General features: G+C 33.0%; 18 protein-coding genes. 14 read left to right on the top strand and 4 right to left on the bottom strand.

Going from position 1 to position 20,769, the window contains the following annotated elements:
• The first annotated feature begins 22 nt into the window (after nt 1-22).
• The 6 genes from U5A88_RS01130 (at nt 23) to U5A88_RS01105 (ending at nt 6,223) form a co-directional block, all read left to right on the top strand.
• Nucleotides 23-742: an energy transducer TonB gene (locus tag U5A88_RS01130; RefSeq protein WP_354203202.1), complete on the top strand. Its 720-nt coding sequence runs from the start codon at nt 23-25 to the stop codon at nt 740-742.
• A 387-nt stretch (nt 743-1,129) separates the two neighbouring features.
• Complete coding sequence (locus U5A88_RS01125) at nt 1,130-1,861, top strand: energy transducer TonB (RefSeq protein ID WP_354203201.1); 732 nt, start codon at nt 1,130-1,132, stop codon at nt 1,859-1,861.
• Between the two features lie 76 nt (nt 1,862-1,937).
• Nucleotides 1,938-2,687, top strand: coding sequence for an energy transducer TonB (locus U5A88_RS01120; protein WP_354203200.1), 750 nt, complete (start codon nt 1,938-1,940; stop codon nt 2,685-2,687).
• An 87-nt stretch (nt 2,688-2,774) separates the two neighbouring features.
• Nucleotides 2,775-3,518: a deoxyribose-phosphate aldolase gene (deoC, locus tag U5A88_RS01115; protein WP_354203199.1), complete on the top strand. Its 744-nt coding sequence runs from the start codon at nt 2,775-2,777 to the stop codon at nt 3,516-3,518.
• A gap of 3 nt (nt 3,519-3,521) precedes the next feature.
• Complete coding sequence (locus tag U5A88_RS01110; RefSeq protein WP_354203198.1) at nt 3,522-4,103, top strand: acyltransferase; 582 nt, start codon at nt 3,522-3,524, stop codon at nt 4,101-4,103.
• A 35-nt stretch (nt 4,104-4,138) separates the two neighbouring features.
• Nucleotides 4,139-6,223, top strand: coding sequence for an energy transducer TonB (locus U5A88_RS01105; protein WP_354203197.1), 2,085 nt, complete (start codon nt 4,139-4,141; stop codon nt 6,221-6,223).
• A gap of 45 nt (nt 6,224-6,268) precedes the next feature.
• Here the strand turns inward: U5A88_RS01105 and U5A88_RS01100 are convergent, their stop codons facing one another.
• From U5A88_RS01100 to U5A88_RS01090, 3 genes are all read right to left on the bottom strand, one after another.
• A complete protein-coding gene (locus U5A88_RS01100; RefSeq protein WP_354203196.1) occupies nt 6,269-9,226 on the bottom strand; it encodes a DUF5107 domain-containing protein in 2,958 nt (985 codons plus the stop codon).
• A 149-nt stretch (nt 9,227-9,375) separates the two neighbouring features.
• The gene (locus U5A88_RS01095; RefSeq protein WP_354203195.1) at nt 9,376-11,874 is read right to left on the bottom strand and encodes a DUF5686 and carboxypeptidase-like regulatory domain-containing protein; all 2,499 of its coding nucleotides are present in this window, start codon (nt 11,872-11,874) and stop codon (nt 9,376-9,378) included.
• A 79-nt stretch (nt 11,875-11,953) separates the two neighbouring features.
• Complete coding sequence (locus U5A88_RS01090; RefSeq protein WP_354203194.1) at nt 11,954-12,934, bottom strand: pyruvate dehydrogenase complex E1 component subunit beta; 981 nt, start codon at nt 12,932-12,934, stop codon at nt 11,954-11,956.
• A gap of 141 nt (nt 12,935-13,075) precedes the next feature.
• Between U5A88_RS01090 and U5A88_RS01085 the strand changes: the two genes are divergently transcribed.
• The 5 genes from U5A88_RS01085 to U5A88_RS01065 all read left to right on the top strand — a co-directional run bounded on the left by U5A88_RS01085 (nt 13,076) and on the right by U5A88_RS01065 (nt 18,171).
• A complete protein-coding gene (locus tag U5A88_RS01085; RefSeq protein ID WP_354203193.1) occupies nt 13,076-13,822 on the top strand; it encodes an electron transfer flavoprotein subunit beta/FixA family protein in 747 nt (248 codons plus the stop codon).
• Between the two features lie 46 nt (nt 13,823-13,868).
• A complete protein-coding gene (locus tag U5A88_RS01080) occupies nt 13,869-14,837 on the top strand; it encodes an electron transfer flavoprotein subunit alpha/FixB family protein (protein WP_354203192.1) in 969 nt (322 codons plus the stop codon).
• 88 nt (nt 14,838-14,925) lie between these two features.
• A complete protein-coding gene (locus tag U5A88_RS01075) occupies nt 14,926-15,528 on the top strand; it encodes a bifunctional nuclease family protein (RefSeq protein ID WP_354203191.1) in 603 nt (200 codons plus the stop codon).
• A gap of 15 nt (nt 15,529-15,543) precedes the next feature.
• Complete coding sequence (locus U5A88_RS01070; protein WP_354203190.1) at nt 15,544-17,244, top strand: NupC/NupG family nucleoside CNT transporter; 1,701 nt, start codon at nt 15,544-15,546, stop codon at nt 17,242-17,244.
• A gap of 102 nt (nt 17,245-17,346) precedes the next feature.
• Nucleotides 17,347-18,171: a thymidylate synthase gene (locus U5A88_RS01065; protein WP_354203189.1), complete on the top strand. Its 825-nt coding sequence runs from the start codon at nt 17,347-17,349 to the stop codon at nt 18,169-18,171.
• 81 nt (nt 18,172-18,252) lie between these two features.
• Here the strand turns inward: U5A88_RS01065 and U5A88_RS01060 are convergent, their stop codons facing one another.
• On the bottom strand, nt 18,253-18,552 hold the full coding sequence (locus tag U5A88_RS01060; RefSeq protein WP_354203188.1) for an isoamylase early set domain-containing protein: 300 nt from the start codon (nt 18,550-18,552) through the stop codon (nt 18,253-18,255).
• Between the two features lie 308 nt (nt 18,553-18,860).
• Between U5A88_RS01060 and U5A88_RS01055 the strand changes: the two genes are divergently transcribed.
• From U5A88_RS01055 to U5A88_RS01045, 3 genes are read left to right on the top strand one after another with little or no spacing between them, the layout of a single operon-like run.
• On the top strand, nt 18,861-19,052 hold the full coding sequence (locus U5A88_RS01055; protein ID WP_354203187.1) for a hypothetical protein: 192 nt from the start codon (nt 18,861-18,863) through the stop codon (nt 19,050-19,052).
• Between the two features lie 9 nt (nt 19,053-19,061).
• A complete protein-coding gene (locus tag U5A88_RS01050) occupies nt 19,062-19,862 on the top strand; it encodes an energy transducer TonB (RefSeq protein ID WP_354203186.1) in 801 nt (266 codons plus the stop codon).
• A gap of 3 nt (nt 19,863-19,865) precedes the next feature.
• Nucleotides 19,866-20,729 carry a dihydrofolate reductase gene (locus tag U5A88_RS01045; RefSeq protein ID WP_354203185.1) on the top strand — a complete coding sequence of 288 codons (864 nt, stop codon included), beginning with the start codon at nt 19,866-19,868 and terminating at the stop codon, nt 20,727-20,729.
• The last annotated feature ends 40 nt before the right edge of the window (nt 20,730-20,769 follow it).

Below are 20,769 nucleotides of genomic sequence, written 5' to 3'. Positions count from 1 at the left end.
GAGAAATTAATACTTTTTATCCATGGAAACAAAGAAAAGTCCAAAAGCGAATTTGGAAAATTACAGCAAGCTATTTATACAGTTAGGTCTAGTACTTGCATTACTTATTGTCTATTTAGGTATTGAATTTAAAACCTTTGATAGAGATATTGGTGATTTAGGTATGCTTAACCTATCTGAAGAACTTGAAGAGGATATTCCAATTACTGAGCGTATAGAACAAATAAAACCACCTCCACCACCTCCGCCTGCACCAGAAGTTATTGAGGTTGTAGAAGACGAGGAAGAGGTTGAAGAAACTATGTTGGAGTCAACAGAAACTGATGAGGACGAAGTAGTTGAAGTGGAAGAAATTGTAGAAGTTGTAGAAGAAGAAGAAGTTGCAGAAGATGTTCCTTTTGCTATTATTGAAGATGCTCCAATTTTTCCAGGGTGCAAGGGTAATAAAAAGCAATTAAGAGATTGTTTACAGGAATCCATAAAGAAACATGTTAACAGAAAATTCGATGTCAATTTAGCCGGTGAACTAGGACTAGATCCTGGCAAAAAGAAAGTATATGTGCAATTTAAAATTGACAGAAATGGTAAAATTGTAGATGTAAGAGCCAGAGGGCCTCATGCCAGGTTAGAAAAAGAAGGTGTTAAAGTAGTTAACACTTTACCTAAAATGATTCCAGGGAAACAACGTGGTAGACCAGTTGGTGTAAAATATACACTTCCCATTACTTTATTAGTAGAGTAGTGAAAATATAAAACATTAAAAAGTTTATTAAAGACCCTCTTTTGAGGGTCTTTTTTATTGCACTTATTTAACAATAACCACATCTAAACTCTATTTTATTTCCTTCTATTTAACAAAACATATAAAACCTTCACTTTCGTTACAAACATTAAATTAATAACAAAACGTTTCGTTTACAAACTTAAATTCATATAATTTCTAAAAATATTGATGTATTAGAATCTATTTTAAGTTTTTTATGAATTTTATTTGGTCTGTAATTCAACATGTTACATGACATTTATCATTCTTTTTCTATTCAATAAGTAAGACCTTAGTACTGTCCTTATAAAAGTAGGTAATATAATTATCGACTTAATATTAGTAGTAAACTTAAACTTTTGAATTATGGAAGTCAAGAAAAATCCCAAAGCCAAATTAGAAAATTATAGTGGGTTGTTTTTACAATTAGGGCTGACACTATCGTTAATCATTGTATATCTATCCATACAACATAGAGTATATGAAAGAACAGTATCAGACTTAGCGGGTCTTATGGTAGAAGAACAGATTGTGGAAGATATACCCATTACAGAACGAATTGAGCAAATTAAGCCTCCTCCACCTCCTCCACCCGCCCCCGAAGTTATAGAGGTAGTACAAGATGAAATGGAAGTAGAAGAAACAATGCTTGAGTCAACAGAAACTGATCAAGATGATGTTGTTGAGGTTGCTGAAATTGATGAAGTTGTAGAAGTTGTAGAAGAAGAAGTAATTGTAGATGATGTTCCGTTTGCCGTAATTGAAGATGCACCCATTTTTCCAGGTTGTAAAGGAAATAAAGCTGAACTAAGAAAATGTTTGCAGAAAAAAATTATGGATCATGTTGGTAAGAACTTCGACAAGAACTTAACAAACGAATTGGGTTTAGAAGAAGGTAAAAAGAGAGTAATTGTTTTGTTCAGTATAGACCGGAATGGTAAAATAGCTAAAGTACAAGCAAGAGGACCTCATGCAAGATTAGAAAAGGAAGCTATTAGAGTAGTACAAAAATTACCTAAAATGATACCAGCCAAACAACGTGGTGTGCCTGTTGGTGTTAAATATACCTTACCTATTACCTTGGAAGTCAGAATGTGATAAATTAAATCTACAAAACACAACCGTGGTATGTTTATTGATGTTAACATAGTTTTAACACTTTAAACATATCACTATGAATTTTTCAAAACAACCTCAAAAAAATCAACCACCAACCGAGAAATTCTATCGTAGCTCAGCTATCTTTATGCAGTTAGGCTTGGTGTTAGCACTAGTAATAGTTTACGTATCGTTAGAGTACTCATCTACCAAAACCATTACCTTTATAGATGATCCTATTCCTGATGAAACTACTATCTACATGTTCAACGTCCTGCACGATTTTACTATCGAAAAAAAACAAAATCCAAAAAAACAACAAGCTCCAAAAAAAGTAGTTTTAGTAAAACCAAAAATAGTTCCAGATGACACTCCAACAGAAATCTTAACGGATTTACCCAAGGAAGACACATCCATACAAGACAAAATTGATGCTATAGTTGAAGTAATTGACCCACCTGAAACTACAGAACCCATTAACTTTATTGTTTTGGAAGAAGCACCTATTTTTCCAGGTTGTGAAGGATTGGAAAAAGTAGAATCAAAAGCATGTTTTACCAAACAAATGACAAAATTTGTAAATAGGAAATTTAATGCTGGTATTGCCGAAGGATTAGATTTGAAGGGAAAACAACGTATTACTGCTCTGTTTACAATTGACATAAACGGATTGGTAACAGATATTCAAATAAGAGCACCTCACAAAAGATTGGAAAAAGAAGCATTACGTGTTATTCAAAAGTTACCTGAAATGATTCCAGGCAAACAGCGTAAACAACCAGTCCCTGTAAAATATACGCTACCTATTGTTTTTAAAATACAATAGTTTAAAAATAACTAATAAAGAAATCCTGCTAATTGCAGGATTTCTTTTTGTATTAAAATCACTATTTTTACAACAAATAAAGTCCCATTGAACATTAACCAATATTTAGATTCTACCTATTTAAAAACTGCTTCTCAAGCAGCAATAACAGAAGAAGAAACATGTAAAAATGTAATTGGACTAATCGAAGAGGCCATTACCGAAAATTTTAAATTGGTAATGATTAGACCTCAATTTATTTCACTTGCAAAGGAATTGATTGCCAATGCTAAAAGTAATGTACTAATTGGCACTGTAATAGGTTTCCACGAAGGAACAACTTCTGTTGAAGAAAAACTAAAGGAAGCAAAAAAGGCAATTGAAGACGATGTAGATGAACTCGATTTTGTTATTAATTACAATGCCTTTTTAAATGAGGATATTAATTTAGTAAAAAGCGAAATTTTTAAAGGCACTAAATTAGGATTAGCACATAGTAAAACCGTAAAATGGATTATTGAAATTGCAGCTCTGACAAACAATCAAATCATAGCAATAACGCGACTGATTAAGAATGTAGTTCTAAATAATTTTGGTGAAGAAAATGCTAATGGAGTATTCGTAAAATCATCCACAGGGTTTTACAAAACGGATAACAATAAACCTTCGGGAGCTACGTTTGAGGCCATGAAATTAATTATTGAAAATGCAAAACCTTTACAAGTAAAAGCTGCTGGAGGTGTAAAAAATTACGAAGACGCCATTAAAATGATTAATTTAGGCGTAAACAGAATAGGCACATCATCAGCTAAGGCAATTGCTGATGGCAAACAAACTAAAAACGACTATTAAAATATGGAAAGTTCCGATTATTTTGCACATGAAACAGCAGTCATAGATGATAACTGCTCTATTGGTAAAGGTACAAAAATTTGGCATTTTAGTCATATTATGTCCAATTGTGTAATTGGCGAAAAATGTAGTTTTGGACAAAACGTTGTGGTATCTACAGATGTGGTTTTGGGCAATAATGTAAAAGTCCAAAATAATGTTTCTATTTATACAGGCGTGGTGTGTGAAGATGATGTTTTCTTAGGGCCTTCAATGGTGTTTACCAATGTAATTAATCCTAGAAGTGCAATTATTAGACGTGACGAATACAAAAAAACATTGGTAAAAAAAGGAGCAAGTATAGGTGCTAATGCCACAATAGTTTGCGGAAATTCAATTGGAGAATTTTCTCTAATCGGAGCTGGTAGTGTTGTAACTAAAGAAATTCCGAATTATGCTTTAGTTGTAGGCAATCCCTCAAGGCAAATAGGATGGGTTAGCGAATACGGACATCGTTTGAATTTTGATGAAAAAAGTTTTGCCATTTGCCCTGAAAGCAAAGAGAAATATCAATTAAAAAATAATAGGGTAGCCAAAATATATTGATACCTTTGCTCAAAATTCAAGATAATTAGAATCGAATGAGAAAACTTATTATAGTCATCCTTTTTTCAGTTGTTTCAAACTGCTTAATTGCACAAGAAGATATTTATCCTGTTTATAAGGGCTGTGATGCTTCAAGTGAAACCACTTTGGCTTCATGTTTTAATAAAAACCTTACAAAAGATGTATTAGCTGAATTTAAAGTTCCTGAAAAAGTTAAAGAGGATAATTATAAGGGTACAGTCAATATAATTTTTTTAGTCACTAAAACTGGCGAGTTCGAGGTTTTATATGTACGTTCGGCATATAAGGAATTAGAGGCCGAAGCAAAAAGGGTTTTTGCATTATTGCCAAATGCCAAACCGGCTACCTATAATGGCAGACCTATTGATATGCGTTTTGGATTACCTATTCAAATTCCATTGGGTTCTCAATCCTTACCTACTAAGGTTACAAAAGAAGACGTTCAAGAAAATATAGTGGTTAACAATCCCGTTTCAACTGCAAAAGCAGAACAAAAAGATATTCAAAAAGCAATTGTTGGCACCTATTTTCCTGAACATCAAAGTGAATTGAACATTCCGCTTACACATAGCACTTATGATGAATTAAGTTATTATTACGACCAAGACGATAATTCGCATACAGGTTTTAAGCCTTTTTTATACAGTGAAACGGCTAAATACGTTGACTTAGATGCCCAAAAAACAGGATTGTTCAAAAACAAATCGTCAAAATGGGGCAAAAAATTATGGAACGAGCATTTTTTTAAAGTGCAAAAAGAAGATTATTGGTTTACCATAAACCCAATTTTTGACTTGCAAATTGGCAAGGACAATTCCGATGATGTTGACTATACCTACAACAATACAAGGGCAGTTCAAATTCAAGGCGGATTGGGGAAAAAGTTCAATTTTTCTGCTTCAATTTATGAAAGCCAAGGACGTTTTGCTGATTATATAAATGACTATGCAAGAGCCAACAGACCATCCGAAGGCTATGGGTTAGTCCCAGGCCGTGGCAAGGCCAAGATTTTTAAAACAAATAGTTTTGACTATCCGGTTGCCGAAGCGTATTTGACTTATACACCCAGCAAATTTTTCAATTTCCAGTTTGGACATGGTAAAAATTTTGTGGGAGACGGTTATCGCTCGCTAATGCTATCAGATGTTACAACATCGTATCCACATCTAAAAATTAGTACACAATTCTGGAAAATTAAATATACTAATGTCTGGATGTGGTTAGAAGATGTAAGACCTTCACTCAATATTAATGGTCTAAACACTAGAAAATTTGTAGCAATGCATCATTTAAGCTATAACGTAACCGATAGACTGAATGTTAGTTTGTTTGAAGCTGCTATTACAAAAAAAGATGAAAATACCGGTTTTGATATCAATTATTTTAATCCCATAATTTTTTACAGAGCTGTTGAATTTTCAAGAGGTTCTCGCGGAGGAAATGCTATAATTGGACTAGGTACTAAGTATAAAGTTTCCCAAAATTTTTCTACATATACACAATTTGTGTTGGATGAATTGACTGTTGGAAGAATATTTGATGGGACTGGTTATTGGGCTAATAAATTCGGAATTCAAGTTGGTGCAAAGTACCATAACGCTTTTAATGTTGATAATTTATACCTGCAAGGTGAATTTAACTTAGTTAGACCTTATACTTTTTCACATAAAGAACCCACTTTAAATTATGCCCATTACAATCAACCTTTGGGACACCTCTGGGGAAGTAATTTTTGGGAATTTGTAGGAATAGCACGTTATAAAAAAGACAGATGGTTTGGTAGTGCCAAAATAAACATGGGCAATAAAGGTTTCGATATTAACGGCTTAAATTATGGTGGAAATATTTATTTAAGTTATGATGATAGAACTGCCGACACAGGAATTGAACTTTTACAAGGTAATAACACCCGGATATTTATTGCCGATTTGCAAGGTGGCTATGTTGTAAACCCTGCCACAAACACAAAATTATTTGCAGGATTTACTTTTAGAAAATTCTCACCAGCTCAAGTAATTACTGATACCGCAATGGATAATTCAACTTGGTTTACTATTGGCTTAAAAGCCGACCTATTCAATTGGTATTTCGACTTTTAGTGTAAAAATATCAAACCTATTTAATTTTCAAAATAGCTATTTAACTTAAAACATTCTTTGATCTGATTTAAAGGATATTGCGTTAATCATTTCTAGCAATGTTTTGTTATTGTCTGTTTTATTTTTAATACTATCTAAATGCTTTTGGTAAGAGCTTTCGTCTCCCATTTTTTTATAAACTGCTGCTCTTAGCCTATTTTCTATATCATTATTAATTAGTTCTTCAAAAGGCTTACCAATTCCTAGATTTCTAGGTCGTATTTCCGCCTCATTTATTTTTGTTAGTGCTTGTTTGAATTTTTTCTTTTCCATTAAATTATGTGCTAGCATTAATTTAGTTTGTCTGTAATATCTGTATGAATCCGTAGCTCCTTCAAATGGTAAAACCGTAATATCTGATAATATTTTTTCAGCTTTTTTATATTGATTGTTCAGCATGTAGGTTTTAGCCAAATCTAACCCAATAATATAATTCGTATTATCGCTTTTATATTGCTTTTGTAATGTTTTTAAGGCGTTCTTGTATTGTCTTAATTGAATGTATAAGTTAGACAATGCTTTATTGTAACGCCACTGTTTCGGTTCAATTTGCGAAGCCTTTTCTATCAACCGTAATTTTGACTCAACACTACTTTTTACATCTAGCTTTGCCTTTAAAAAGTAGTAAGGAGCAAAATCATTAGGTTTAGAATGCTTAGTTAACATATCTAGTGCTTTTTCCTTATTCCCTCTAAAACCATGAATTAAAGCCAATAAATAATTGGCCTTCCAAGATTCTTTTTGAGCTGTAACCCATTCTAAAATTTCCGCGGTTTCTTCCCGAAACGGAAAAACAAAAGACAAATCTGATTTCTCTGCTCGATCTAAATACAACTTAGATTTAGAATTATTAGTTTGTTTATTCAACCAAGCCAGCCAAAACAATACCTCAGTATTTTTAGGTGACAATTCTAGCACCTTAATACTCTCATCAAATCTATTACTGTTAGCATACCAAATAGCCAATTCCAAGTAAGATTCTATCGGTAGTTCATTCTGAATTAGTGCTTGGAATTTTTCCTTATTATTTTCGGTAGGAGATTTATAAAAATCCTCAAAACGAATAAAATGGTTTATGGGGTTCAGTTTTTCAATTTGGTTTCGTGCAGTTTTTATTTGTAAATCGTTACCCTTTAACCTTGCCAACACTTGCAGGACTTGCCATGCATCAATATTATTTGGGTTGTTTTTTACACTTAGCATTGCATATTCTTCCGCTTTAATATAATTCTGTTTGGCTAAATAGTTATGTGCCAAAGCTGTATATGCAGCAATTCTGTAATTTGGTGTAAGAGCGGCTACTTCAAACCCATCCAAGGCATCATTGTTTTTTGATAATTTAGCCGCAGCTAACCCATAATAATAGTTTGCTTCACCATTATAGGTATCTATACTCAAGGCTTTTTTACCATAATAAAATGCTGAATCATAATCCATTCGGAAAATTTTTAATTTCATCATCTCCACTAAAGAAGGAAGAAATAAATTATCCTTAGACAAAGAAGCTTTAATTTTTTCTTCGGCCAATTTATATTTTCTAAACCTATACAAATCTCGGCCTTGTAAATAAAGGCCATAAGTACTTTCACTATCAAAACTTTCAGGAATGTGCATAGGTCTGCTCAGATTTTTGTCGGATTCATTCTCTACAAAATCAATTAACTCTCCATTTAAAACCATACTAACCGGCTTCTCACCTTTAGGCAATTTAACATTGACGTCAACCATCTGCAAAGGGTTGGCGTTTATAAGTACACTTCCTATTTTTTCTCTATCAGCATTAAAGACTTTTATACTGTCGTTAATAGGTTGTGTGGGGCTGATTTTAACCGAAAGTACACCGGTCAAATCCGATTTGATATTGAACGCTCCCGTTTTATTGGCATGACTGAACCCATCTAATCCGTTAAAAGGATACCAATATTCCGTCCATTGATCACCATTGTAAGGCATAAATCCAATTTGTTTAAAAGGGGTAAAACTACTTTGAATTACATTTTGATTAAACAGCCTACCACTTTGAATTTCTACATATTGTCCGCTTTTGTCAGTAAGTAATTCCTCCCAAACTTTTCCCGCATCTGATTGTGCCCAAAGAAATATCTTCTTTCCTAATTTATCGTCCCTATTGGCAAAATGAATCATTCCATAATCCTCTTTTTTCCATAATGCTCCAAAATAATTACTGTGAGAACCTATAATATGATATGATTTTGAAGGTCCGAAATTATTTTCTTCATAAAATGACAGATTTCGACCTTTATCATCAATTGGCCAATTTTTGATATCACCTCCATGACCAACGGAAAAATTTCCAGGATACAAAAATTGAAGCTCTTCACCTACTGGAATTCCGGCGTTCATCCAGGTATAATAAGGTTGTTCTATTCCTGTTGCATTGAACCAATAGGATGTAGTTGTAAAATAAGCCTTATCCTTTTCAAGTTTGGTCTCAACTACCCAACGGGTTCGGGTTAACAAATCTAAAGTGGACGTAAAACAACTTACGCTACCATCATCGTTATTTTTTACTAAGTAATCAACAGGAGTTGCACTATTGGGAGTGTGACCTATAATACCATAGTTCATTTCTATACCACCACTTACCCATGGTCCTCGCATTGCAATATCCCTAAATTTAACTACGCCATTATTATATAAAAAATCCTTACCTGTTTTTTTGTCAAATGCTGTCCATATCTTACCGCCTATCTCTGGCATAATTTGAACTTTGATGTAGTCGTTTTCGAGTTCAACTACCTTCCAATTTTGTTCTTTGCCTTTGAGCGAAAACCCATCAAAACGGAAATAAGGATATATTTTAGCATTTTCCGGAATTGGATTAGGATCGGAAAAGGGATAAGTGATATAATTTTTTGTAGTTTCTTTAAAAGTAGATTTTTTTTGTCCTAAAAGAATACTTGAGAATAAAACTGCTAAAATAAGAGGGGAATACTTATACATATCTATTATAAAATTAACACCAATTTTAAGAAAATTAGTTTGTTAAATATAATAGTTTATTTGCTAAAAGAGTAATTATTAGGCTATAACTAGGTTTTTGCTATGTAAATAAATTTGGTAAACCCTTTTTATAACGAAAATTTTTGTGGTTAAAAATAAAATCCAAAGCCTCCTTTAATTGCAAATTTTGTTGCTCCCGGTATTTGGTTGTAATTACCTCTAAACACAAAATCTATCCTGATAAATTTAAAGATATTATCTACCCCTACAAAATATTCGTAATAGGGTTTTGTGGGAATGTATAAATTATCATTAAGCCTACGATCAATCAAAAAAGGACTCCTAGAAATATTATCATGCGATAAATTACCAACTACTGCTCTTGCACCCACTATTTCTCTCCAGTTTAGCTTTCGCAGTAACGGAATTCGAGATAAAATCCTCCCATTAAAATTATGCTCTATATGCAATGCAGCATATTCATCGGTTACAAAATCATAATAATTTAAAAGGTCAAAAGTACGCGGTACACTAAAAATTGCCTGATTGCCTGGAACTACGTCTAACATGGTTAAAGGCACATCACCAAAAGTTTTACCAACTTCTAAAAAATATTTTAGCTTACCAAAACCTCCCATTAAAATACGGTGTCTATAATATAGCTGGAGTTTGTCATAATCAAAGTCGCTATCTAAAAACCCTTTTAGACCTTTTGTATAGCTTAGATAAACCGTAGGATAACGACCATCATTACTCACATTTCGCTCAACACCAAATCCCGCAGTTTTACGACCAGGTGTATAGGTTATACCAAAATCCAGTTCCGTTTGTTTTATTTTTGGTTGCTGAACTCCATCCTCGTCAAAATAACTGATGTTAAATAAATCAGGAGCAGCCGATTGTAATGTTTTATAAGTGGCTCCTAATCTAAAATTTAGGTTTTTTACAGGCTCTACATCAATAGCAAAATTGGATAAATTGACATTTGTCAATCTAAAATTTTCCCCTCTTGCAAAAAATGATGACGACGCAAAACTCCTACTTAGTACGTCATTTGCAGTTGTTAAACTAACGCCTGTTTGCTCTATATCTCTTCTGTTACCAGCTGATAGTATTATTCTATTCTGTTTATCGACCAACCATTTTCCAGAAATTCCATATTTAACTTTATCGTCTTTAAAACCATAAGCGGCATAGCCTTCTAAACGCCAAGTATCATTTTGGGTAAAATAAGTTCTACCTCCTACCCTTACTCTAAAACCTTCAACATCGTTACTGCCAAAAGAAGAAAATAACGGACCATAGTCAAACCCTTTGGCTACGCCCCAATATCCCGTTGCTAATGTTGCACCTATATTGTAGAGCTGCTTGAATCTTCTTACTGTTTTAAGTGTATCAAGCATTTTATAGATCCCAACCTCATCGTCATTTAGTTTTTCCATTCGGTTTTCATGCCAAAAATCGTCAGGTTTATTATAAATCTCTTCCTCATAAGCAAAAACTTTTGGCTTGTAAACTTCTTCATCACGTTCTTTTTCAAATTCGTAATTGTTAAACAACGTAGTTCGTCTACCGTAAACTCCTTTTGATTTATCTTTTGAATTAAAAGCAAAATCTGACATCATATGATCTCTTTTCAATAGGAAAACAGAATCGTTCAATACATCAAATTCTTGCTCTACATAAATTTCTTTAACCCAGTTAATATTTGCACTTCTGGATGCATTCATTTCAATTTCTTGAATAGCAAAAGTGGTATCATTTACCCAAAAATCGCCTTTAAAGGTTAGTTCGTTTTTCCTTCTGGGATAAAAAACAATGTTATAGCACCACTTATTTCCTATGTATGCACTATCTGCTAGTACATAATTATAAACGGAAACTCCTGTCCTCGAGATTGGACTTGTAAAACTTTTGTCAAAAAATTTGAGATAATTGTCATAGATATTATAATCTACATATAATTGCTTTACAAACTCAATAAGTTCTTGATTACTTTCAAAACCTGAATTTTTATTGGCCAAGAGCTCTTCGTTCGTTTTTTTTACAGGCTCGTTTTTACCATAAACTTTGTATAATGCCTCATTAATAAAAATGGGCAAGTAAGGTTTTCCAGTAATATTTGAAGTATCTACCTGTTCAAAAACAAACTCCATTCCTTTAAAGAGTCTTCGCTTTTTAAATTTTTCATCAATATTATTGAGGTCAAATTCTATTTTTTCGTACTTATCATATTCATATTGTTTATACAAACGCAGACCATTTTGACGCTTCTTAGCCCAAATTTTCTTCAAAATTTCTACCGCTGGGTTTCCTTTTTTCTTGGTTTTACCTGAATAAATCTGAACTTCATCTAATGCCGCAGCATCTTCTTTCAAAACAATTTTAAGGTCAAAGTTTCTCGCTTTAAGCGGAATTATTTTGGTCTCAAATCCCAGAAAAGATATCATCAATTCTTTATGTGTATTTTCAGATTCTATATAGAATTTTCCATTTTCATCAGAAACGCCACCCTCGGTCGATCCCTTGAATATAATATTCGCAAAAGGAATAGCCTCACCTTGTTCGTCAACAATATGTCCGCTGACTTTAACTTGCGAAAAAGCAAATGAAGTTATCAATAAAAAAAGTGTAATTAGATATTTCAATGTTTAAAATTTAGAGTATTCATAAAAAAACCTTTTACAAGGTGTTGCAAAAGGTTTGATTATTACAATTTTAATGCCATTATTTTACATACATAACAGACTTTACTGCTTTTACAACATCGTTGGCATTGGGCAACCACTCTTCCAATAAGACTGGAGAGTATGCAGCAGGCGTATCAGCTGTTGTAATTCTTTGTATAGGTGCATCTAAAAAGTCAAAAGCTTGTTCTTGTACTTGATAGGTAATTTCTGAAGCTACACTTGCAAAAGGCCAAGCCTCTTCTAGTATTACCAATCTATTTGTTTTCTTTACAGATGCTAATATTGCATCATGATCCATTGGTCTGACTGTACGTAAATCTATAATTTCAACGGAAATATCTTCCTTTTCTAGTATTTCTGCAGCTTTATAGGCTTCTTTAATGATTTTTCCAAAAGAAACAATGGTAACATCCGTCCCTTCTCTTTTTGTCTCTGCAACACCTATTGGTAATATATACTCCCCATCTGGAACTTCACCTTTGTCTCCATACATTTGTTCAGATTCCATAAAAATTACTGGATCATCATCCCTTATCGCTGCTTTTAATAAGCCTTTAGCATCATAGGGATTTGAAGGTACTATTACTTTAAGACCAGGCGTATTGGCAAACCAATTCTCAAAAGCTTGAGAATGTGTAGCACCTAACTGACCCGCTGAGGCCGTAGGCCCTCTAAACACAATTGGGCAATTAAACTGCCCTCCTGACATTTGTCTGATCTTTGCAGCATTATTTATAATTTGATCTATCCCGACCAATGAAAAATTAAAAGTCATATATTCTACTATCGGACGGTTTCCATTCATTGCAGAACCAATAGCAATACCAGCAAAACCTAATTCAGCAATTGGCGTATCGATAACACGTTTGGCTCCAAATTCATCTAACATTCCTTTTGAAGCTTTATACGCACCATTATATTCTGCAACTTCTTCACCCATTAAGTAAATGGACTCGTCTCTACGCATTTCTTCGCTCATGGCTTCGCAAATGGCTTCTCTAAATTGAATCGTTCTCATATTTTGATATAATATTACAATGCAAAAATAGAAAATTAAGGCTAGTTTATTAGATTATGTTTCAACTATTTTATTATGCGTGCATAGCAAATTGAAAAAAAAGTAGTAACTTCGCATTAATTATTAAATCCTATTATAAAAATGAAAATATTAGTTTGTATAAGTCATGTTCCTGATACTACTTCAAAGATAAATTTCACTGATGGGGACTCAAAATTTGACACCAATGGTGTTCAGTTTGTGATTAATCCGTATGACGAATTTGTGTTAACTAGAGCTATGTGGTTTAAAGAAAAACAAGGAGCATCAGTAACTGTTGTCAATGTTGGTAACCCTTCTACAGAACCTACTTTACGTAAGGCTTTGGCAATTGGTGCCGACGAGGCCATACGTGTAAATGCAGAAGCTACCGATGGTTATTTTGTAGCCAAACAATTAGCTGAAGTTGCTAAGAATGGTGATTTTGACCTTGTCTTAGCTGGGAGGGAATCCATAGATTATAACGGAGGAATGGTGCCTGGTATGCTTGCTGGCATTTTAGATTTCAATTTTATTAATGCCTGTATTGGTTTGGAAGTTGACGACAATAAAGCAACCGCTATTCGAGAAATTGATGGTGGCAAAGAAACCCTAAGTACTAATTTACCATTGGTTGTTGGTGGTCAAAAGGGAATTGTAGAAGAAAAAGATTTACGCATACCCAATATGAGAGGTATTATGATGGCCAGAAAAAAACCATTGAATGTTATTGAGCCTATTTCTTTTGAAGCTACAACTACATCAAAAAGTTTTGAAAAACCAGAAGCAAAAGGAGCAGTAAAATTAGTCGACGCTGATAATGTTGGAGAGCTGGTTGATTTATTACATAATGAAGCCAAGGTGATTTAATCTCACTCAAATCAAGAAAAGTTTAATATTTAATATCTAAAAATATATGTCTGTTTTAGTTTACGCAGAATCCTCTGAAGGAAAATTTAAAAAAATCGCTTTTGAAGCAGTATCTTACGGTAAAAAAGTTGCAGAACAATTAGGAACTACCATAAGTGTAGTTACTATAAATGCAGATAATACCTCAATATTATCCGACTATGGTGCTGAAAAAATCATCAAAATAAATGATGAAAAACTTAATACATTTAATGCCAAAGCATACGCCGATGTTGTAAAGCAAGTGGCGGCAAAAGAAAATGCAAATGTTGTTATTATCGACTCAAGCAATAATGGGCTTTACCTAGCACCTTTACTAGCTGTGAATTTAGAAGCAGGATATGCTTCTAATGTTGTTGAAGCACCAAGTTCAACTTCACCTTTTACGGTAAAACGCAAGGCGTTTTCTAACAAAGCATTTAATAACACCGAAATAAAAACTGATAAAAAAGTAATCGGATTGGCAAAAAATTCTTTTGGGTTGGTTGAAAATAAATCTTCAGCTACTGAAGAAGATTTTTCTCCAAATTTAGACGATGCTGACTTTAATGTAAAATCAACTTCAGTTGATAAAGCTAAAGGACAAATTACTATTGCTGATGCTGATATTGTAGTTTCTGGTGGTCGTGGATTAAAAGGTCCTGAAAATTGGGGAATGGTTGAAGAACTAGCCGATATATTGGGTGCGGCCACAGCATGTTCAAAACCAGTTTCCGATTTGGGATGGAGACCTCACAGTGAACACGTAGGGCAAACTGGGAAACCAGTAGCTTCAAACTTGTATATTGCTATCGGTATTTCAGGTGCTATACAGCACTTGGCAGGAATCAATTCTTCAAAAGTAAAAGTAGTTATTAACACTGATCCTGAAGCACCATTTTTTAAAGCTGCTGACTATGGTATAGTTGGCGATGCTTTTGAAGTGGTACCAAAATTAATAGAAAAGTTAAAAGAATTTAAGGCTCAAAACGCATAATTTTAGTAAATTGTGCCTCTTATTAAAGGCTGTCTAATTTATTGGATGCTAAAGTCCTTAATTAGACAGTTTTTTCATATATTCAACCATGAGTTTAGTCCGCCTTAACATAAAAGGTATATCATACAGCCAAACACAAAGCGGTGCTTATGCACTGGTTTTAAGCGAAGTAGATGGTGAACGCACTTTACCTATTATTATTGGTGCTTTTGAAGCACAATCTATTGCCATTGCATTAGAAAAGGAAATAAAGCCTCCAAGACCGCTTACGCACGACCTGTTTAAAACTTTTTCTGATCGTTTTCATATCAAGGTAAAGCAGGTGATTATTCACAAACTAGTTGATGGCGTGTTTTATTCTAGTCTTATTTGTGAGCGTGATAAAATTGAAGAAATTATTGATGCCAGAACTTCTGATGCTATTGCACTGGCAACACGTTTTAACGCACCTATTTTTACTTATGAAAATATTTTGGACAAAGCGGGTATCTTTCTAAAGATTAAAGATGAACCTAAACTTACTCAAGCGAAAATAGAAGTTGAAGAAATGGCAATTGAACTTGCAGAAGAGTCGTCATTAAAAGAAATCTCACTAAAAGAATTAAACAAACAATTGGAAGAGGCCGTAGCTAATGAAGACTATGAATTGGCGGCAAAATTAAGAGATGAAATTTCTAAACGAAAAAAATAGTGTAACTTCCCTTTTATGATTAGAAATTTACTTTTATTTATTACTATACTATTTGGACTAAATTTTTCTTCCGCCCAAGAAATAGAAAAAAAATGGCAACTACAATCAATACAAAATAATCAAGAAGCTTCCATAGTCAATCATAATGAGTTTTTACTATTAGATAAAGGCGAATTCGAATTTGAAACCAGTTTTCAGGGTAAAATTTCTGGTGACTATATTTATCAAAATAATTTATTGGTTTTTTATGTTGATTTTCCTAAAGATACTATTTATAAATACAAAATAACACAATTATCAGATTCAACTTTAGCTTTTAAGTCAAAGGATATTCTATTCGAGTTTTCTGAAATTAAAGATGAACTAACAACAATTGTTTACAAAGCAGATAGTAATGAAATAATACCAAGTCAAGGGTTTTCAATAAACTCATTATGGCGAGGCGTATTAGGCATGGCTACCTTACTATTTATTGCCTTTTTATTTAGTAGTAATCGTAAAGCTATCAATTGGAAAACTGTTGGTATTGGGATAGCATTTCAATTGTTGATAGCCGTTGGGGTTTTGAAAATTCCTTTTATTCAAGCTGGATTTGAGTTTGTTGGAAAAATCTTTGTGAAAATTCTTGATTTTACAAGGGCTGGAAGCCAATTTTTATTTGAAGGTTTGGTGGTTGATATGGACACCTTTGGGTTTATTTTTGCTTTTCAAGTACTCCCAACAATTATTTTCTTTTCTGCATTAACCTCAGTGTTATTTTATTTAGGGATAATACAGAAAGTTGTAAAATTTATGGCAATGCTTTTAACAAAAGCACTTGGTATTTCTGGAGCAGAAAGCCTTTCAATTGCTGGAAATATTTTCTTGGGGCAAACTGAGGCTCCATTACTCATAAAAGCTTATTTAGAAAAAATGAATAAATCTGAAATGCTGCTGGTAATGATTGGTGGAATGGCTACCGTGGCTGGTGCAGTATTGGCAGCTTATATTGGATTTTTGGGTGGTGATGACCCTGTTCTGAGATTGGTTTATGCTAAACACTTATTAGCAGCATCGGTTATGGCAGCACCTGGAGCCATAGTAATTTCTAAAATATTGTATCCGCAAACTGAAACTATAAATACTGACGTAAATGTATCACAGGATAAAATTGGTTCAAATATATTAGATGCGATAGCCAATGGCACTACAGAAGGTTTAAGATTAGCAGTAAATGTTGGAGCTATGCTACTAGTATTTATTGCTTTTATAGCGATGGCCAATTATGGCTTGGGTAAAATAGGTTATTGGACAGGATTGAATGCATGGCTTGGTGATAACACTTCTTATAGTAGTTTTTCTATCGAAGCCATTTTAGGGACTATTTTTGCTCCATTAATGTGGTTAATTGGTGTTGCTAAAGAAGATATGATGTTAATGGGACAGCTCTTAGGTATAAAATTAGCTGCAAGCGAATTTGTAGGTTATATTCAATTAGCAGATTTAAAAAATGCTGCTAATGCTACGCACTTGAGTTATCAGAAATCGATTATTATGGCGACGTATATGCTCTGTGGTTTTGCTAATTTTGCCTCCATTGGAATTCAAATTGGAGGGATTGGCTCTTTAGCCCCAGGGCAACGCAAAACCTTATCAGAGTTTGGTATGAAAGCCCTTATAGGAGGTTCCATTGCTTCATTAATCTCTGCCACTATTGCTGGGATGATTATTGGATAATAACCAAAATCCTAGTTAATAAACTTTTAATAAAATTGAAATTCCTTTACATTTAATCTTAAAGCTTTTCAGTAATTTGCCAATCCAAATCAATACAGAAAAATGAAGCAATATCATGATTTAGTAAAACACGTTTTAGAAAACGGAAACGAAAAAGGAGATCGTACTGGTACAGGTACTAAAAGTGTTTTTGGACATCAGATGCGATTTGATTTGAGCGAAGGTTTCCCAATTGTAACCACTAAAAAATTACATTTAAAATCAATTATTTACGAGTTGCTTTGGTTTATTAATGGAGATACCAATATTAATTATTTGCAAGAAAACGGTGTGCGGATATGGAATGCTTGGGCCGATGAAAATGGCGATTTAGGTCCTGTTTACGGGCATCAATGGCGGAATTGGAACAGTGATGAAATTGATCAACTGACCGATGTCATCGAAACCTTAAAAAACAATCCCGATAGTAGGAGAATGATGGTGTCAGCTTGGAATCCTTCAGTATTACCAGACACATCAAAATCATTTAGCGAAAATGTTGCCAACGGAAAAGCCGCGTTACCGCCTTGCCATGCTTTTTTCCAGTTTTACGTTGCCAATGGAAAACTTTCTTGCCAACTCTACCAACGTAGTGCCGATATATTTTTAGGAGTTCCTTTTAACATTGCTTCTTATGCTTTATTCACAATGATGATTGCTCAAGTTTGTGACTACGAAGCGGGAGAATTTATACATACGTTTGGTGATGCCCATATTTACAGTAATCATATTGAACAATTGGAATTGCAATTATCGCGTGACTTAAGGCCATTACCCAAAATGAAAATAAACCCTGAAATCAAAAGTATTTTTGATTTTAAATTTGAAGATTTTGAATTGTTGGACTATAATCCACATCCACATATTAAAGGAACAGTAGCTGTTTAAAATCAAATTTCAAAAAAAATAAAAATCCCAAATTCTAGTGCTAGAATTTGGGATTTTAAATTTAGAGTTATTTTGGTTATTCTACAATTCTAAAACTGCATTTTCAGCTCCAGCGTAATCGTTCCAAGCATAGCTATCAGCTTGCTCGTCATTTTTGTAAGCACCATCAACTAAATATCTAAATTGATAAGCTTGATCTTTTTCTAAATCAACAGTTCCTTTAAAGTTACCGTTTTTCAACTTTTTTAACTCATACTTTTTTGCAGGTTTCCAATTGTTAAAATCTCCAACAACTGCAACTTTTTCTGCTTCAGTTTCAGCAACGGTAAATGTTACCTTACAAACTGGTTTTGTTTTTAAATAATTCTTAGTAATTGCCATAATTTCTGTGTTTTAAAATTTTCGGCAAAATTAAATAAGATTTTCAATATTTCATAGCTAATCTACTGATAATTAAGTCGATTTAACAATAATTTAATTTTGAACAGCTAAAAAAAGAAAACTTCAAAATTCAGCGTTAAATATTATATAAATCTTATTTTTAAAATCATTTTTTTGAATAAAATTTGTAATTTTATAGTTAATTTACTCAAAAAATTACACTTTGAATAAAGTGTTAATTCTATTTATTTGATAAATAGACAATTATATGTTGACAGTATAAAATAATTCTAAACAAAAATAGCATCATGAAAAAAGAAGTTTTAAAGAAAGATTTGATTGAGCGAATTAATCAGATTGAAGATGAAAATAAGCTGAATGCTATTCAGACTATTTTAAACACCTTGGAAAGCGAACATATAGAATTTGACAATAAGCATAATGCCTTAGAGCCAGAAGACTTTTCAGGATATATTAAAGAATGGTTAAAAAGCATGTAATTTCAGAATATGATTAAATATTTTATAATTACATTTTGGATTCTTTGTGCATTTTCCGGTTTTTCGCAAGAAAATAACACGTCAAAATCGGAGACCGTTGGTTTTGCTATTATTGAAAACCCTCCGATATTTCCCGGTTGCGAGAACATAGAAAAAAAGCTACAAAAAAGATGTCTCCAAAATCAGATTGTAAAACATGTCTCTAAGAATTTTAATACAAAATTAGCCAATGAAGTTGGTCTTGAACCTGGTAAGACCAAATTGTACGTAAATTTCGAAATAGCATCTGATGGAACCATTAAAAATGCAAAAGCAAGGGGAGAACATAAAGCATTAGAAGAAGAAGGTATAAGAGTAATCTATTCGCTACCAAAAATGACTCCTGGGCATCATGAAGGTAATGCCGTGGACGTTAAATATACGTTACCCGTTGTTTTAATGGTCGGTAAAAAAATGGAAGATGATATTACTAACAAAGTCAATATCCAATATATTAAGGATAATATTAAAAAAGTAATCGAAAAAGGCAGTTCCAATTTAACTAATGAAACTGTTTATGAAAAGATTAGGAAATTAGGATATAAACCAAAGGATGAAGTAAAAGTTTTTACACAATTTTCTGTTGACAATGATGGTTTCGTAAAAAATATTAAAGCAAGAGGGCCGCATAAAATTTTTGAAAACGAGGCTATTAAAATTCTAAAACAATTACCAAAAATAGAACTTGCAGGAAAAAATAATGTAGGAATTAGTAATGAATTTAATTTGCCTATTATCATTGTTATAGAAAAGCCTAAAAAGAAAAAATAATTAATGGAAAAGGAACAAATCGAGCTTTACGAAAAAGCCAAGAAGCGAACCAAGCAGAAAAAAAGATTGTACTATCATTTTATCGTTTTTTTAATTGGGTCGCTATTTTTAATCGTATTGAATACTTTTTTTAATGTTGGTCAAGAAAAGTATGGCGAATGGTTTAAATATGCGGTTGCTCTTTGGCTGTTGGTTTGGATATTTCACTTTATAAATGTTTTTATTACTAATAAATTTTTTGGAAAAGAATGGGAACAGACAGAAACCGAAAAGTTGATTAAAAAACACAAAGCAGAAACCGAAAGATTGGAAAAAAAATTAATCAAAACAGGAGTTATCGGTCCTCAGATTAAACCATCAAACCCTATAAAAAAAGTAACCAAAAATTCAATTAGTATAATCGCTGCTGTGGGTAAGCATCGTGAACTCGGAAAAAATAATCAGCTACTTTGGCATTTACCCAATGATCTAAAACGTTTTAAAAAAGTAACTTCTGGACATGATGTAATTATGGGCAGAAAAACCTACGAATCTTTAGATGGGCCTTTACCGAGCAGAACCAATATTATTATTTCACGAAATCCAGATTACAAGGCACCATTATGTAAAGTAGTAAATTCTTTAGAAGAAGCACTTTATGAATCTGGAGATCCCGACCCATATATATTGGGTGGTGCTCAAATCTATGAACAAGCCATAAAAATAGCAGATAAGCTAGACCTTACCTTAGTTGATGCCTCCTTTGATGCAGATGCTTTTTTTCCGGAAATTGACAGTACTATTTGGAAAGAAATAAGTCGTGAAAATCACTATGCAGATGAAAAACACGATTACGATTATAGTTTTGTTACTTACAAGAGAAAATAAAAAAGACCTCAAAAATTATATTTTTAAGGCCGTTTCTCTT

Source organism: Aureibaculum sp. 2308TA14-22 (assembly GCF_040538665.1).
In the GTDB taxonomy this organism is placed as follows: domain Bacteria; phylum Bacteroidota; class Bacteroidia; order Flavobacteriales; family Flavobacteriaceae; genus Aureibaculum.
The sequence above is the reverse complement of the archived record's forward strand: the minus strand, read 5'-3'. Positions and strand labels throughout refer to the sequence as shown.